Origin of the sequence: Campylobacter sp. S4:11 (assembly GCF_024723695.1) — a bacterium.
GTDB lineage: Bacteria > Campylobacterota > Campylobacteria > Campylobacterales > Campylobacteraceae > Campylobacter_D > Campylobacter_D jejuni_C.
On sequence record NZ_JANQDC010000008.1, the window covers coordinates 56,168 to 72,050 of the forward strand.

16 protein-coding genes are annotated in these 15,883 nt (G+C 29.9%); 4 read left to right on the forward strand and 12 right to left on the reverse strand.

The window, feature by feature from the left end; all coding sequences use genetic code 11:
* Positions 1–38 precede the first annotated feature (38 nt).
* The 6 genes from fdh3B to nspC form a co-directional block, all read right to left on the reverse strand.
* Positions 39–608, reverse strand: coding sequence for a formate dehydrogenase FDH3 subunit beta (gene fdh3B / locus CAMP5053_RS04350; RefSeq protein ID WP_039662920.1), 570 nt, complete (start codon positions 606–608; stop codon positions 39–41).
* 10 nt (positions 609–618) lie between these two features.
* Positions 619–3,441 carry a formate dehydrogenase subunit alpha gene (locus CAMP5053_RS04355; protein ID WP_261529549.1) on the reverse strand — a complete coding sequence of 941 codons (2,823 nt, stop codon included), beginning with the start codon at positions 3,439–3,441 and terminating at the stop codon, positions 619–621.
* A 16-nt stretch (positions 3,442–3,457) separates the two neighbouring features.
* Positions 3,458–3,661, reverse strand: coding sequence for a twin-arginine translocation signal domain-containing protein (locus CAMP5053_RS04360; protein WP_012661099.1), 204 nt, complete (start codon positions 3,659–3,661; stop codon positions 3,458–3,460).
* Positions 3,662–3,836: 175 nt separating this feature from the next.
* Positions 3,837–4,517: a TorD/DmsD family molecular chaperone gene (locus CAMP5053_RS04365; RefSeq protein WP_337217349.1), complete on the reverse strand. Its 681-nt coding sequence runs from the start codon at positions 4,515–4,517 to the stop codon at positions 3,837–3,839.
* Positions 4,518–4,580: 63 nt separating this feature from the next.
* Complete coding sequence (locus CAMP5053_RS04370; protein ID WP_261544999.1) at positions 4,581–5,510, reverse strand: formate dehydrogenase subunit gamma; 930 nt, start codon at positions 5,508–5,510, stop codon at positions 4,581–4,583.
* Positions 5,511–5,646: 136 nt separating this feature from the next.
* Positions 5,647–6,810: a carboxynorspermidine decarboxylase gene (nspC, locus tag CAMP5053_RS04375; protein WP_214099908.1), complete on the reverse strand. Its 1,164-nt coding sequence runs from the start codon at positions 6,808–6,810 to the stop codon at positions 5,647–5,649.
* Positions 6,811–6,955: 145 nt separating this feature from the next.
* Here nspC and CAMP5053_RS04380 point away from each other — a divergent pair, with 145 nt between their 5' ends.
* The 4 genes from CAMP5053_RS04380 to CAMP5053_RS04395 are packed head-to-tail and all read left to right on the forward strand — an operon-like array spanning position 6,956 to position 10,365.
* On the forward strand, positions 6,956–8,500 hold the full coding sequence (locus CAMP5053_RS04380; RefSeq protein WP_263667069.1) for a multicopper oxidase family protein: 1,545 nt from the start codon (positions 6,956–6,958) through the stop codon (positions 8,498–8,500).
* A 10-nt stretch (positions 8,501–8,510) separates the two neighbouring features.
* Positions 8,511–8,732 (forward strand): MoaD/ThiS family protein, encoded by a 222-nt coding sequence (locus CAMP5053_RS04385; RefSeq protein WP_087700377.1) that lies wholly within the window; start codon positions 8,511–8,513, stop codon positions 8,730–8,732.
* A gap of 3 nt (positions 8,733–8,735) precedes the next feature.
* Complete coding sequence (locus CAMP5053_RS04390; protein WP_039627992.1) at positions 8,736–9,182, forward strand: molybdopterin synthase catalytic subunit; 447 nt, start codon at positions 8,736–8,738, stop codon at positions 9,180–9,182.
* A 1-nt stretch (position 9,183) separates the two neighbouring features.
* Positions 9,184–10,365: a molybdopterin molybdotransferase MoeA gene (locus tag CAMP5053_RS04395; protein ID WP_337217350.1), complete on the forward strand. Its 1,182-nt coding sequence runs from the start codon at positions 9,184–9,186 to the stop codon at positions 10,363–10,365.
* On the opposite strand, the gene CAMP5053_RS04400 is transcribed toward CAMP5053_RS04395, so the two are convergent.
* From CAMP5053_RS04400 to CAMP5053_RS04425, 6 genes are all read right to left on the reverse strand, one after another.
* Positions 10,355–11,620, reverse strand: coding sequence for a hypothetical protein (locus tag CAMP5053_RS04400; RefSeq protein ID WP_337217351.1), 1,266 nt, complete (start codon positions 11,618–11,620; stop codon positions 10,355–10,357). The two genes, CAMP5053_RS04395 and CAMP5053_RS04400, sit on opposite strands and share 11 nt — an antisense overlap.
* A gap of 158 nt (positions 11,621–11,778) precedes the next feature.
* Entirely contained in the window at positions 11,779–11,916 is a 138-nt protein-coding gene (locus tag CAMP5053_RS04405; RefSeq protein WP_337217352.1) for a hypothetical protein, read from the reverse strand.
* A gap of 215 nt (positions 11,917–12,131) precedes the next feature.
* Positions 12,132–13,043 carry a hypothetical protein gene (locus CAMP5053_RS04410; protein WP_337217353.1) on the reverse strand — a complete coding sequence of 304 codons (912 nt, stop codon included), beginning with the start codon at positions 13,041–13,043 and terminating at the stop codon, positions 12,132–12,134.
* A gap of 185 nt (positions 13,044–13,228) precedes the next feature.
* Positions 13,229–13,360 carry a hypothetical protein gene (locus tag CAMP5053_RS04415; protein ID WP_337217354.1) on the reverse strand — a complete coding sequence of 44 codons (132 nt, stop codon included), beginning with the start codon at positions 13,358–13,360 and terminating at the stop codon, positions 13,229–13,231.
* Between the two features lie 12 nt (positions 13,361–13,372).
* The gene (locus tag CAMP5053_RS04420) at positions 13,373–14,533 is read right to left on the reverse strand and encodes a restriction endonuclease subunit S (protein ID WP_337217355.1); all 1,161 of its coding nucleotides are present in this window, start codon (positions 14,531–14,533) and stop codon (positions 13,373–13,375) included.
* A 98-nt stretch (positions 14,534–14,631) separates the two neighbouring features.
* A partial coding sequence (locus CAMP5053_RS04425) for an HsdM family class I SAM-dependent methyltransferase (protein ID WP_337217356.1) occupies positions 14,632–15,883 on the reverse strand: 1,252 nt, incomplete at its 5' end.

A 15,883-nucleotide genomic window follows, 5' to 3' on the forward strand; every position in this document is an offset into this window, starting at 1 on the left:
TAAGTAGTAAAAAAGGGTGTTTGTAAACACCCTTTGAGTTATTTTGCATCAAGTCCTAAATTTTGACCCTTAAGTAAAACTCTTTTTCTATACATCGCACTAACTTCAGCTGCATCACCAACCAAAAGTGCATTTGTAGAACAAACCGCAGCACACATAGGTACTTTACCCTCTGCGATACGGTTTTGTCCATAAAGTTCTCTTTCTTCATGAGAGTTAGTAGGCTCAGGACCACCTGCACACATAGTACATTTATCCATTTCACCTTTAATACCAAAAGCACCATCTCTTGGAAATTGTGGAGCACCAAAAGGACACGCATAAAGACAATACCCACAACCTATACAAGTTTTTTTATCATGTAAAACAATACCATCAGCTCTAATATAAAAGCATTTTACAGGACAAACTTGCTCACATGGAGCATCTGTACAGTGTTGGCAGGCAAGAGTTGTTGAAAACTCTTTACCTTCTATACCTTCATTTAGAGTGATTACCTTTCTTCTATTAATCCCCACTGGCACTTCGTGCGCACTTGAACAAGCTACTTGACAAGCAAAGCAAGAAATACAGCGATTATTATCTACATAAAATTTCATTCTAGCCATAACTTACCCCTTAAGCCTTTTCAAGTCTGCAAAGTCCTGCATTAAACTCAGAAATTTGCGTATTTATATCAAAACCATAGTTAGTAACCGTATTAGAACTTTCCCCTATAGTATAAGGTTTAGTACCTTCAGGATAATTATAACTTAAATCCACCCCTTGCATAATACCCGCAAAGTTATAAGGCAAGCAAATTCTATCTGGTGTAACTGAATGATTATGCACACATTTTACTTTAATCTTAGTGCCTTGTGGTGAGTGAATCCACATCATATCCCCATCATTTATGCCATATTTTAAAGCAAGTTCAGGGTGTACATTAGCAAACATCTCAGGTGTAATTGCAGCAAGATATTTACTAGTTCGCTCAAGCATACCCGCACCACTTAAATTTACTAAACGCATACTTGAAATAATAGTTGGAAATTCTTTACTCCAATCTGTTTTTTGTTGCTCGCTGATAAATTTACTCTCAACTCTAAAGTTTTTCTCTTGATCACCCCAAGTAGGATATTTTTTAACCAAATCCCAACGAGGTGAGTGAATAGGCTCTCTATGTAGTGGAATAGGATCAGCAAATTCCCAAACTTTCATTCTAGCTCTTGCATTACCTAAACAACAAGCACTTTTTTCCCTGCATTTTTCTAAGATTATACCTGAAATATCTGTACTCCAGCTAGCACCCATTAATTCTTTTTCTTTATCGCTTAGTTTGATATTAAACACTTTTTCGATATTTTCTTTAGTAATTTGTGGGTAGCCACCTTTAACTTTACATCCTTTTGGAGTAAAGGCTTCATCTGCTAATTGAGAATGCCCTTCATGCTCTAAACCAAAGCGATTTCTAAAGCCCATACCACCTTCTTCATAAGGTATATCAACATTCCACATGATAGAAGTACCTGGATGTTGTTTATCCCAACAAGGCCAAGGTAAACCATAATATTCACCTTTAACTTCACCACCAATACCTCTTTGAGTATCAGGATCAAAATGCTCCCAATTTTGTTGGTGTTTTCTTAGACGCTCAGCTGAAATACCTCTTAAGCCTATACTTAAAAGACCATTACTCATTTCTCTTGTGGCATCATCAGGCCATATGAAATTATCATCATTATCATCTCTTGTTTGCACAAGTTTATGATCTTTTAATTCCATTTTCATACCACGAGTGTATTCTTTATAAAAACCAAATTTTTTAGCAAAAGCAAACATAATCTCTTGGTCTTCTTTACTTTCATAAATTGGTTTTACTACTTGAGAACGCCATTGCATAGCACGGTTAGTCGCTGTCACATAACCTTCTGTTTCAAATTGGGTTGAAGCAGGAATAATATAAATACCATCTGGACGGTCTGCTAAAACTGCTACTTCATTTACAAAAGGCTCAGCAATTACGATCATATCAAGTTTTTTAAGCGCTTCTTGAATTTTTACCGTATGCGCCATAGAAGTAATACCCGTTCCTTGAACCCAAAGCACACGGATAGGTGAGTTAGAATAAGTTTTTTCTTCATGTAAAACGCCTTGCCACCATTTTGCTAGTGAAAAGCCTTTTTCATGCATCCATTCTTTAGAATAAAATCTTGAATTTAAATACTCTCTCTCAACATTCCATACATTAGAAAAATGATTCCAAGCATTATCATCAAGCCCATAATAAGCTGGTAAAGTATCAGCTAAACAACCCATATCAGTAGCACCTTGAACATTATCATGACCTCTGATGATATTTGTTCCTGCACCTGGTTTGCCTATATTACCAAGAACGAGTTGCAAGATAGCTAGAATTCTTGTATTAGAGCTACCTACTGAGTGTTGAGTAATACCTAAAGCCCAAAATAGTGTAGCAGGTTTGATTGTAGCTAGCATTCTTGTGATTTTTTCAAGTTGAGCAGCTGGAACACCTGTTACATCTTCTACAACCTCAGGAGTCCATTTAGCAGCCTCTGCTTTTATTTCTTCAACCCCATAAGTTCTAGTTTTGATTAATTCTTTATCTTCCCAACCGTTTTTGAAGATCAAATGAAGCATACCATAAACTAAAGCTATATCTGTACCTGGACGAATTCTTACGTATTCATCAGCATGCACTGCAGTTTTTGTAAATACAGGATCCACAACTACTAATTTAGCATTATTACGATCTTTTGCTTGCAATAAGTGTTTAAATCCGATAGGATTTGCCACAGCAGTATTTGCACCAAAAATAATCATCATTTTTGAGTGTTTAGTCACATCACCAAAATGATTTGTCATAGCGCCATAACCCCATGTATTCGCCACACCGGCGACTGTTGCGCTGTGTCAAATTCTAGCAACGTGGTCTATATTATTAGTACCCCAAAATGCTGCAAATTTTCTAAAATAATAAGCTTGTTGATTATTAAATTTAGCCGAACCTAAAAACATAACGCTATCAGGCCCATTTTCCTTACGGATTTCAAGCATTCTATCACCAATTTCATTGATAGCTTGTTCCCAAGTTAAACGTACCCATTTGCCGTTTTCTTTTTTCATAGGATATTTAATACGCTGTTTTGATTTAGTAAGATCGATTTGATCTATCCCTTTACAGCAGTGTGATCCTTGTGAAATAGGATGTTCTATAGCGTTTTCTTGACGCACCCAAACTCCATCTTGCACTTCTGCTTTAATTCCACAGCCTGCACTACAGATACTACAGATTGTTCTAACAATCTTAGAATCTGGATAAGGATTTGCTACTTCTTGTTCACTTGCAACTCTAATAGCTTTGTTTTCACTACCAAAAGCCGCACTTCCAAGACCAGCAATACCAGCAAGCTTAAGAAAATTTCTTCTTGCTAATGCCATCTTCTTCCTTTCTTAATTAATAAGCTATTTTGTAGTATTTTTCCCAATGCATAGTTTTTTTATAAAGCACTTCTTTTTTAGTACTTTTTCCTAAAACTACGGTATTTTGCTCTTGGTAATCATCTTTAGCTAAAGCATTCACACTTGCCCCAGCTACTACCCCTAAAGCACCAATTTTCAAAGATTTTTTTAAAAAATCCCTTCTTTGATTGGCCTCCATGTTCTCTCCTTTGAAATAAAAGTAAAGAATAACTATAAATACTTATTTTCAAAGTATTTACGCACTTAACAGAGTAAATTTTGCATATTTTCACTTAAGATTTTATTTAATTTCTATTTTCATAAAAAGATGATTTTGATAATATGTATTTTGGTAACAAAATACATATTAATTTTTATAATTTGCTAAGTTCTTCTATATTTGTTTTGCTAAATTTGGTAGGAAGTCTTGGTTCATAAGGAAGTCTTTGTAAAGCTTCATCTGCTATACTTTTACCTTCTTTTTTCACAGGCGCTTGTACTCCTAAATAAGCCCTTTCGTTTGCAAAAAAGACTTTCATAATATTGGCAATAGCAATGTAAAAATTTGAGTTTTTGTGGATTTGTAATTTTTCTATAAACTCATCTATTACAGGGTTTATCACAAAACGAAATAATTGCTGTGCGACTTTTAAATCATGCTCAATAATACTTGCCATAAAAGCAAACAAAAAGCCAAATTCATCTTCACTTTGTCTGCAATCTTCTTTTTTTCTAAATTTGGTTTTTCTAATGATTTCACAAGCTTGAAGTTTCATTTTACCATCATCTCTACCCTCATCGTAAAAAGAAGCACTAATAGGTACATTCACATAAGAAAAATCAAAAAACACCGCATTTTGTTCTTCTTTAAAACTTGCAAAATCACATGCACTAAGTTTTTCAAAATCAGACTTTAAACTATCATCTAAAGGGCTTTGAGCTAAAACTAAAACTTGTTCATGCCAAATTTTAAACTCTTTTTCATCGATAAAATTAAAAGCTTTTGAAAAAAATTCATAAAAATATTTGCGCGAAAGATCAATATCTTGTATCATTAATTTTCCTTGTTATTTTTATTTGATTATAACAAGGAAAATTTAAAAAAATCAAGTGAGATTTTAAAATTTTGTTTTAGAATCGTAAGTAAATGATGGATTGATTTGTTTTTTATCGCTTAATTCTTTATACCAATAAGAGTGTAAAATATAAACTTCCTCTTCTTCTTTATAACCACTAATCATAGAGTGGATACTTCCTTTAATAGCAAATACAGCCATATAAATATGAATAGCAAAAAATACCGCACATAAAATACCCAAAATATTATGGATGATAGCTGAAGCTCTTAAAATATCTATATGAGAAATTCCAAAAATAGACTGCAAAGAAGTAGAATTAAAATCAAGGAAAAACATAAACGCACCGGTGATTATCATCAAAAATCCACCAAAAACAGCTATATAATACCAAGATTTTTGACCAAAATTAAACTTACCCGCAGGCACAGGTTTTTTCTCTTTGCTTAAATATCCACCTACTATCATCATCCATCTTAGATCATAACTTGCAGGAAGCATTCTTTTAATCCAACACAAAAGCATAGGAATGATAGAAATGATAAATAAAATAGTAGCAATGCCATGTAAGTTTTTACACATTCTTACAAAGAATCCACCACCAAAATATGATCCAAAAATCATAATAAGTCCGGTTGGCACAAGGATAATCCAAGAGATTGCTGCTACAAAATGAAACAATCTTTCAAATACCGAAAAAGCATAAATTTTCTTACCATCATGGGAAAATTTCTTTGGACCTATGACCATATAGTGCAAAGCAAAAGCTGAAATTACCACTATAAGTATAATCAAAACAGCACTTGCAATATACTCACCTTGCAGTTTAGTCCACAAAGCACCAAAATTTTGATAACTTTCTATATTCATTACTCTTTGCACATCCCAAATTTGAGTATTTTTAACTTCAAAATTTTCTTGAGCAAATAGAAAGCTAAAACAGGCTAAAAGAGCTAGTATAACTCTATGCATAAATTACTCCTAAACATTACACGCTAGCTAAAGCTTAGCATTGTAGTTTTGTTAATTTTCAGTTTCCATTTTTATTTTAAAAAAAGTTTTATTTAAAAAACATAAATTTGCAAAAAACTACAAAAAAACTCAATTTTTAGTTTCTTTTTGAATAATTTTCATAACCAAATTCTCTTACCATAGATAAATTTTCATTCTTATCTAAGAACATTAAATTTGGAAGCCTTACTCCATTAAATGTGGTGTTTTTAACTATAGAATAATGAATTTGATCTAAAAATACTATTTTTTGTCCTATTTTTAACTCTTGATTAAAAGCATACTCACCCATAATATCCCCTGCTAAGCAAGTATTACCGCCAAGTAAATAAGCAAATTCATCTTCTTTTAACTCGCTGTAATTTTGTCCATCACGACTTGATAAAATTCTAGCATTTAAAACCTCGCTTGTATAAGGCATGATGATAGTATCTGGCATATGAGCTTCACTTGAAGTATCTAAAATAGCTATTTTTTTCTCATTTTCTACTATATCTATCACACTTGCGACTAAAGTTCCACACTGCCAACCCACAGCCTCACCTGGCTCAAGATACACTTGTACACCGTATTTATCGCTAAATTTTTTACAAAGATCAATTAGTTTTTGCGCGTCATAACCTTTTTTTGTGATATGATGACCCCCACCAAAATTAACCCATTTCATATTTTTAATAAATTTTGAAAATTTAGCTTCAAAAGCATTTAACACAAGCTCTAAAGAATGCGCACTTTCTTCACACAAAGCATGAAAATGAAGCCCACTTAAAGCACTTAAATCTTCATTTTCAAAATCAATCGCACGAATTCCTAATCTTGAAAATCTACCACAAGGATTATAAAGTTCTTTTGGAGCCACTGAAAGCTCTGGATTACAACGCAAACCAAGAAATTTGTGGCTTGCTTTATCTTTAAATTTTTTAAACTGATTAAAAGAGTTAAATACTATATGGTGTGAAAGATCTATGATTTCATCTATTTCATCATCTTTAAAAGCAGGTGAAAAAGTATGAATTTCTTTGTTCATATATTCTTTTGCAAATTTAGCTTCCCAAAGCCCGCTACAAGTACAACCTGATAAATACTCACCCACTATATCCATAGCACCTGAAAAAGCAAAACCCTTTAGGGCAAGCAAAACTTTTGCTCCACTTTGCTCGCTCACTTTAGCCAAAAGCTCACAATTTTTTCTAAGTTTATCTTCTTCTAAAATATAAGCAGGAGTTTGAAAGTCTTTATCTAGATGATTTTTAATTAGCATTATTTGTCCTTAATTTTTTAATTTAAAACCACTTGTATAACAAATCATATTAAAATTATATCTTGTTTTTATAATTTACCATCATTAATCAAATAATAGTTATAATCAAAATCCAAATCAAAATTAATTTAGGAGTGAAAATTTAATGGACAGAAGGTTATTTTTAAAATTTAATGCTTTAGGTTTAGCAAGTATTAGCAGTGCTTATGCAATGGGAGATCATTCTCATCATAATATGCACTCAAAACATACACAAAAAGATGTAAAAGAAATCAATACTTCTTTTATAAAACTAGAAAATCCAAACATTAAACTACTCGATGAAAAAGACTTTCCTAGCGGAGGAGCATTAGCAAATTTAAAACTTCTAAAAAACACAAGTACAAAGAAAAATTTCTTTAGATCAAGTATAGAAATCAAAGAAAGTCAAATAGAACTTATTAAAGGTAAAAAAACAAAATGCTTTACTTACAATGGCTCTATACCTGGACCTAAAATAGAAGTTTATGAAGGTGATACTGTGGAAATTTTGGTAAAAAATAGTTTAAAAGAGCCAACTACTATCCACTGGCATGGACTTGACATACCACCTGAGCAAGATGGCAACCCACACGATCCTATCATGCCTGGTAGAGAAAGAATTTATCGCTTTAAACTTGGAGAAAATTCAGCAGGAACTTACTGGTATCATCCACACCCACACTACACCACAGCAAAGCAAGTTTATAAAGGCTTAGCAGGGGTGTTTGTAGTAAAAGCCAAAAAAGACGCGTTGTCGCATTTACAAGAACAAGATTGGGTGATTAGTGATTTGCGTTTAGATGAAAACGCACAAATTCCTGATAATAATTTATTTGATTGGCTCAATGGTAGAGAAGGAAATTTAGTTCTTATTAATGGACAATTAAAACCAAAAATAACACTTGATAAAGCTCAAAGAATTCGTATTTATAATTTTTGTGCGGCAAGATATTTAAATTTACGCATTAAGGGTGCTAAATTTATTTTAGTAGGAACTGATGGAGGGCTTATAGAAAAAGGTGTTGAATTAGATGAGTTATTTTTAAGTCCTGCTTCAAGAGTAGAAGTGCTAATCAAAGCAAGTAAGGGCGATTTTAAACTTGAAAGTACTTATTATGACCGCGATAAAATGCTTGTTAAAGAAAAACCTTACACTCTTATGTTAGCTGATCTTAAAATAGAAAAAACTATAGAAAACATACCAGAAAAATTACGCGAATTTCCACCTTTAAAAGAAGCTACAAGCTTTAAAGAAGTGATTATGAGCGAAGATCATATGCAAATGCATGGTATTAGTAAAAAAAGCGAAGAAGAAATCAAAAAAAGCCTTGCTTCTATGTTTTTAATCAATGGTAAAACATTTGATATGAATAGAACGGATTTAACCTCAAAATTAAATGAGGTAGAAGAATGGGTAGTAAAAAACAAATCGCATATGGATCATCCTTTCCATATACACGGAACACAATTTGAACTCATATCTTCTAAATTTAAGGGTAAAATAACAAAAGCAAAATTCAGAGCATTGCAAGATACGATTAATGTAAGACCTAAAGAAGAATTAAGACTTAGAATGAGTCAAAAATTTACCGGTATTAGAATGTTTCACTGCCATATTTTAGAGCATGAAGATCTTGGAATGATGGGAATTTTAGAAATCAAAGAATAAAGGTAAAAAAATGGTAAAAGTTGAATTTCTAGGGCCAATTAACAAAGAAAGCTTAGAACTAAACGTAAGCAATCTTAAAGAATTAAAAGCAATTTTAGGGCAAGATGAAAGCTTAAAAGAATGGCTTGATCTTTGTGCAGTTGCCTTAAATGATGAAATGGTTTTTGATGATGAAACTACCTTAAAAGATGGGGATAAAATTTGTTTATTACCACCGGTTTGTGGAGGATGAGTTATGTTTGAATTACATCAAGGAGCCTTAGAAATTCCTAGCATTTATGCTAGATGGTATGAATATGCTAAAGATAAAAACTGCGGAGCTTTGATCACATTTTGTGGTATAGTGAGGGCTGAAGATGAGATTGAGGCTTTGAGTTTTGATATATATGAGCCTTTATTAAAAACTTGGTTTGAAAAGTGGTGCCAAAAACTTGCAAATGAAAATGTAAGTTTGATGTTTGCTCACTCTATCGGCGAGGTTAAGGTGCATGAGAGTTCTTATTTTGCTGGGGTTTTAAGCAAACAAAGAAAATTAGGATTAAAACTAATTAATGATTTTGTAGAAGATTTTAAAGCAAGCGCACCTATATGGAAATATGATATCATTAATGGTGAAAAAATTTATGCCAAAGAACGCTCTTTGAAACTTCAAGGAGCAGGAATTTTAAGCACTAAGGACTAAAATGCTAACTTCTTATAGCCAAAGTTTAGACATACTTCATTCACACATACAAACATATGAAAAGATAGAAAACATTGCTTTAACACAGTGCTTAGATAGAATTTTAGCCATAGACATCAAAGCTTCTACTAACAACCCTCAATTTCCTACTGCTTCTATGGATGGTTATGCGATCAAATTTAGCGAGCAAGATGAGCCTTTGTCTATCATAGGCGAAGTACCTGCGGGAGTTTTTCCAAGCTTTAAAATACAAAATAAAGAATGCGTTAAAACCTTTACAGGCTCTTTATTGAGTGAGGGTTGTGATACCTTAGTGCCTGTTGAAAAAGTAGAAGTTAAAAATGGTGTGGTTTATATAAAAGAAAAAGTTCCACAAGGCTTTGCTGTGAGAAAGGTGGGCGAGAGCTACACTGAAGGTGAAATTTTACTCACAAAAGGCACAAAGCTAGGCTATAGCGAGATAGCACTTTTAGCCGAGCTTGGATATTTTCATATTAGTGTTTTTGCTAAACCTATCATAGGCGTGCTAAGTAGCGGAAGTGAGATCAAAGACTTAGGCGAAAGCTTAGAACACCCTGCACAAATTCGCTCATCAAACCATGTAGCCATAGCTAATATGGCAAAAAAACTTGGTGCTGAAACTAGAATTTTCCCACTTTTAAAAGATGATATGCAAAAAACTCCAAGTGTTTTAAAACAAGCACTTAATGCATGTGATATTTTAGTCACCACTGGTGGAGTTTCCATGGGGGATTTTGACTTTTTAAAGCAAGCTGTTAAAGAATATGAAATCATCATAGATAAAGTCGATGTAAAGCCTGGCAAACACATCAAAATAGCCAAATTTGAAGATAAATTCATCTTTGCGCTACCGGGTTTTCCGTACTCGGCTATGGTGATGTTTAATTTATATGTAAGAGAACTTTTAAATGCTTGGCTTTTACAAGAAAAAGACTATATATTTAAGGCATTTGCAAATACTGACTATAAGAAAAAAAGTTCGCATTTAGAATTTGTAGCTTGTAATGTGGAATTTAAAGATGGAAAAATTTATGCCAATTTAAAAGGCAAAAAACAAGGCTCAAGTGCTATCATCAACAACTTAAACAACAAAGCCGCATTAATGATAGCACATGATGATATAAAAGAAAATGATTTAGTGGATATAATTTTTATGCCTTAGGCATAATTTTTATTTTCAACCTACTCCAAGCAATAATAAAAAGAATGGTGATATAGATATAGATAAAACCAACACTAGGATAAATAAATTTTTCTAGATCAAAAAACATCATAAAACCTTTTAAATAAACTTTTATAAAACTACTTAAATCAAAATTAAAAGTTACAAACATATTATTTTTGATAAACAAAAAATAGACATTATGGGTAAATAAATACATATAAAACACAAAAAAGATTTTCATTCCACTAATTTTGACTAGTTCTTTAAAAAAGAAAAATGCCGATATAGTATTTAAAATTGATACAATATCAAATAACTTTAACATCATTATTGACTTTATAAAATAACACAAATAAGAAATCATCCATAAAGTAAAAAACAATAATAATTTGTATGATTTTATCTTTTTGCAAAGCAGAATGATAGACATAAAAGAAAATATACAAAAAAAGCATCCTAAAATAATTAAAACTATTTCAAGAGGAAAAATTACACCAGATGAAAAATCATCAAGAACAAACATAATAAAAACCCAAAGATAGACGATGAAAGGAAACACACAAGCAAAAATCATTGTAATTTTAATAAGCTTTAATCCTTGAGTTGTTGTTGCATAATTTTCTTTTATTTCTTCATCAAAACTTTCAAAATTTAGCCAAGCTAAAGCATGGTAAACAAATCCTGTGATTAAAAACGAAACTGCTATAAAAATTAAGATTGGAGCACCAATTAAAAATAAAGTATTACCTTTATTTGCTTGATTTAAAAGCACATTATATATATAAGAAAAAGAAATTTCAATATTTAAATGAAACAAAAATAAGCCTATATTTATACTTACAACAAGTATCAACAAACCTATAAAAAATAGATTAAAAGCTTTAATAAAATATTTTTGATGCGTTACTCTTGCAATTTCATAAAATATATTCTTAGTAAATTTATAAGATAATAAACAATTAATAATCATACATATTGCAATTATCGCTACTGTATGTTCAAAACTTATATAACCAGTTGGATGCAAAATCAAAACAGAAAATAAAAAGAAGATTAAATTTATGAACACAGTAATAAAAAAATTACTTAATAATTTCTTAGCACCTGCGTGAACTTCGAGTTTATTTAAAACGATAATAAATAAAATAAAAGCCGTTATAGCAAATAATGGCATTATGGCCAACATGCTACAAATTAAACTCATAAAAGCAAGAATTTTAATATTTCTAGTAATTTTTTGTTGATTTTTCATAAATTCTCTTTCAAAAATAATTCAAATTTTTATATTATATAGATTATTTTAACCTAGTTTATCTTATAATTTTTAAAATACCTGTCAATAGCACTTTAGCTTTTTCTTGACTTTGTTTTAAATCATTTAAAATCTCTTCTACTTCACGGGTTATTATACTAGTCATTATCTAAAATATCATAGTTATTATCTGCAATATAAGCTTTTAATTCTTTTTCTAATATATCTTCAAGATCTATTTGATTAGTCCATTTATTTATTTTATTTACTTTGATATCAAAACATCCTTGTTTCAAATTATTAATTATTCTATTTATATAATCACCTTTATGTTGGATTTGTATTAGTTTATCTATAGTGTTTTTTCTCCAATTTTCATTATATACTAGTATAATATGCTTATTTTTTAATCCTTTTGCAAAACCATATTCATATAAAACATTACTATTATTGGTGCTACAATCAACTATAATAATATCTGCTTTCTCTATATTTTCAAATATCTTTTCTATTATATTATCATCTTTTTTTCATTCATAATCTCCATTAGATTAAAGTTATGGAGTTTATTTATACCTTGAATTCTATGAATTGATTTTTCTATAGAATCTTTATATTGATTAATATATATTTCATTATATTCCATAGCAACAAAAATATGTTTTACTCTTTCTAGTGTTTTTGTATATGAATTAAAACTTTCATACAAATCGGCAAAATTTTTAAAATTATCTAAATTGTAGTTAAATTTTTTTATCCATTTATTGAACAATTTAAGTTGTTTGTTAAAAATTTCTAATCTATCATATTTATATTTAAGATAACATATGGCACCTAATAGACTACATTTAATGTTGTTATCATGTTTATATTCGCAGTATTTATATATAGCATCTTTTATAATATTTACAATGCTTTGATCAAATTTTTGATTTAATATTTCATTGATTGCAGAGATTAAAATCTGTTTTTCTTCTTCATTTAAATCTTTCCATGCTTCTTGTGTGTTTTTTAAAATATTTAATAATTGATCAGACTCTATAAATTCTTTTAATTCGTCAGCATTTGCTTTTGTGACTAAATCAAAAATTTTAGTAGAAGTGACTGGTAATGCTTTTGAATTTAATAAATAAAAATACAAATGCTCTTGGGAATATTTTTCGTTCTTAGGAACAAATAAAATGCAAAAAGAAATCATTCGATTTTCACCATCTTTTGCTATTAATGACAATGCTTCTATTCTATGATTTTCATCTAATCTATATAATTTTTTATCTTTTTTGATATCAAATTTAAAAACTGCAAAACCAAAAGTTCTCATAGTTGTAGCCGTTTCCATTGAATTTATTTGCTTTAAATCTTCTATAGCATATTTTAAACATTCCAACTCATCTAAATTTTTATCTACATCATATGAATACAATAAAGTTACTTCAGGAAAATATATATCACTTTTAGAAGAATTATTTACATAACTTACGATTTTATTTCTATGATTTTCGTCAATATCTCTTTGAAATTCTTCATTGGTTTCTGATATCTGAGCAAGTGTTTCTACATCAGCAAAACCTCTAAAAACCTCTATACCATTTTTGGCTACAAAAGGTTTTATTTTTTATATTTTTCTAACTTATCATAGGTAAAATGTTTATTCTTTGCAAATTTTATTAAATCTTCAGGAACTTCTGTTACTTCTTCACAAACTCCAAGAGTTTCTCTAATCCCATATAATTCAATCATGTTAATTCCTTTTTATTTTATTATAATATTTTCTATCTCTAGATATAAATCTTGTTCAAGTTTTTTAGCTTTTTGTTTATTTTCTTCTATTTTTTCATATTTTTGCTCTAGTTCTTCAATTATTTTGTTTTGGATTTCAATTGGTGGAAGTGGTATTTTTAAATATTGATAAGAGCTTAAATAATAGCGTCTATGGGCTTTGCTTAAATCTATTTTGATAATTTTCAAGACTTCATATAAAAATTTTATATTTGTTTTAGTATTATCTTTAATCTTTAGTATTTTTAAAGCATCAGACTTTACTTTAAAATTAAAATCTACAAATTGAATTGCTGTTGTAAAATCATCAAATATAATCACAGGTGGATTATCGAATATGCCAAAATCTTCATCCGTATATCCTAATATAAAAGTTTTACCAGCTGTAAGAACAGGGATGGCAAAATTATCACTATAGTTTGTATTTGATACTATGTATTTTTTAGGTTGTTCGTAATCTAGTATATTCTTTAACTCAACTAATGGATAATTACTTTTACTTACATCAATCTTGCCACTACCTTGGTTGTGTGTAATATCCCATCTGCTTAAATTTTTAAAAGATACAATAAAGATTTTTTTCCTTACTATATCTTTTGGTTTTTTGAGTCCAAGAGCTATATATATATATGCTTCTATTTCTTTTTTGATTTTTTCTTCTTTAAGTTGTAATTCTTTAATTTTATTTTTAATAGTTTGAAGCTTTGTGACTATTTCTTCTTGAATTTCTAATGGTGGTAATGGGATTTGCAAATCTTTTATAAAATTATAATTTGATTCCGTTTTTATTCCTTTAATTTTTTTTGTTACTACATAATTTTGAAATTCCTTATGCTGTAATATTATTATTAAATATTCTTTCATTATCAATGTATCATTAATTATATATGGCTGATAGTGTGTTGAAGCATAAACTTTATCTTTGTTTGCTATAGCTATTGCACCTTGGTGAAAATTTATATTTGATACCAATAAATCATTTTTATAAACTGCATACATATCCATTTTTGTTTTGGGTTTTTTTCTATATTCTATAGTCGAAGAATTAAAAGGTATTTTTGCTACTATAGGCGTAAAACCATCGTAATTATTTGGGGTAATTTTTTCTTTTCTTGGAAATAAAATTTTTCCCAATAATTCAAGTTTGAAATTAGTTTTTATTACACGATTTCCTAAAAAATAGCCAACATCCCATCTTGATAAATCTTTAAAATTAACAACTTTTGTTTTACTCATTTTTTACCCCAAACTATGCTGTTTTCTTTTAAAAATTCTTTAAAGTATGTATTTATGCCTTTTTCTATTATTTTTTCTTCTCCCGTGTCTTTATCTTTTTCTATAATATCCATTAGCTCGTTTTTTACACCTTCTCCGGTCTCGCCCGTGCTAGTAATTCCAACCGCTTCAGCTTCTGCCATAAAAATAGGATAATCAAAATCATTTTTTGTATTTTGATATGCTTCTTCTATTATTTGGACTTCTAAGTCTTTTAAATCTTTTCTAGCTTGTTTTTTATCATCACTTGTATATAAAGGTGTTTTTTCATCTTTACTTTTGCGATATTTTATAATTTCATTAAGATTATCTATAGTTGCTTTATGTTTTAATTTTAATTTTTCTGTGTATTCAGAGATTAAATTATTCCACTTTTGCTGCGAAACTTCATCAAATTTTTGAATAAATAAAATTGAACATTTAACACTGGCTTTGGAGCTTAAAAATGTTTCTACAGGTAGCGATATAACAGCTCTTAAAAAAGCTCTACCTTCTACAAATTTTCTTACATATTCAGCATTTGGCGTATTAAATACCCCTTCAGGTAAAACAATCCCTAATCTTCCATTTGGTTTAAGTAAATCCATACACCTATTTATAAATAAATGTTCTGTTTTGTCACTTTTTAGATTTTCTTTGAGTTTAAACAATGAAGCTATTGGCTTTCCTATATTATCTATAATTTTAAGCTGGGTAGTTTTATATCTTTCTTTCCCATATAAATCGTAGTATTGTTTTATATATTCTTCATAACCTTCTTTTGCTATTAACTCTCCTTGTTCTGTTCTAGTAAGCCAAGTATCGTTTTCTTGGATTACATCACTTTCTTCTACTTGTGAGCCAAAAGGTGGGTTTGTAAGGATGATATCAAATTGATTTTCAAATACTCCATTTATATTTAAAAGCCCATTGTGATGGTGTATGCCGCCGTGACCATCACCATGCATTATCATGTTCATTTTAGATGTTCTAGCCATTCTATCATTTGCATCTACCCCATATATACAAAAATTTGAAAGCTTATATATGCGAGAATTTTTATTGTCTAAACTTAATTCTCTTTGCAACTCTTCTAATTTTTCTGTAAGTTTCTTTGCTTCTTCACTTGTTGGGTTTTCTAGGTCTTTAATATTGTCTTTTTTCCATGCTTCATATTGATTTTTTATATCTTTTTGTATGATTTCTCTAACCTTACTAAATATTCTAATT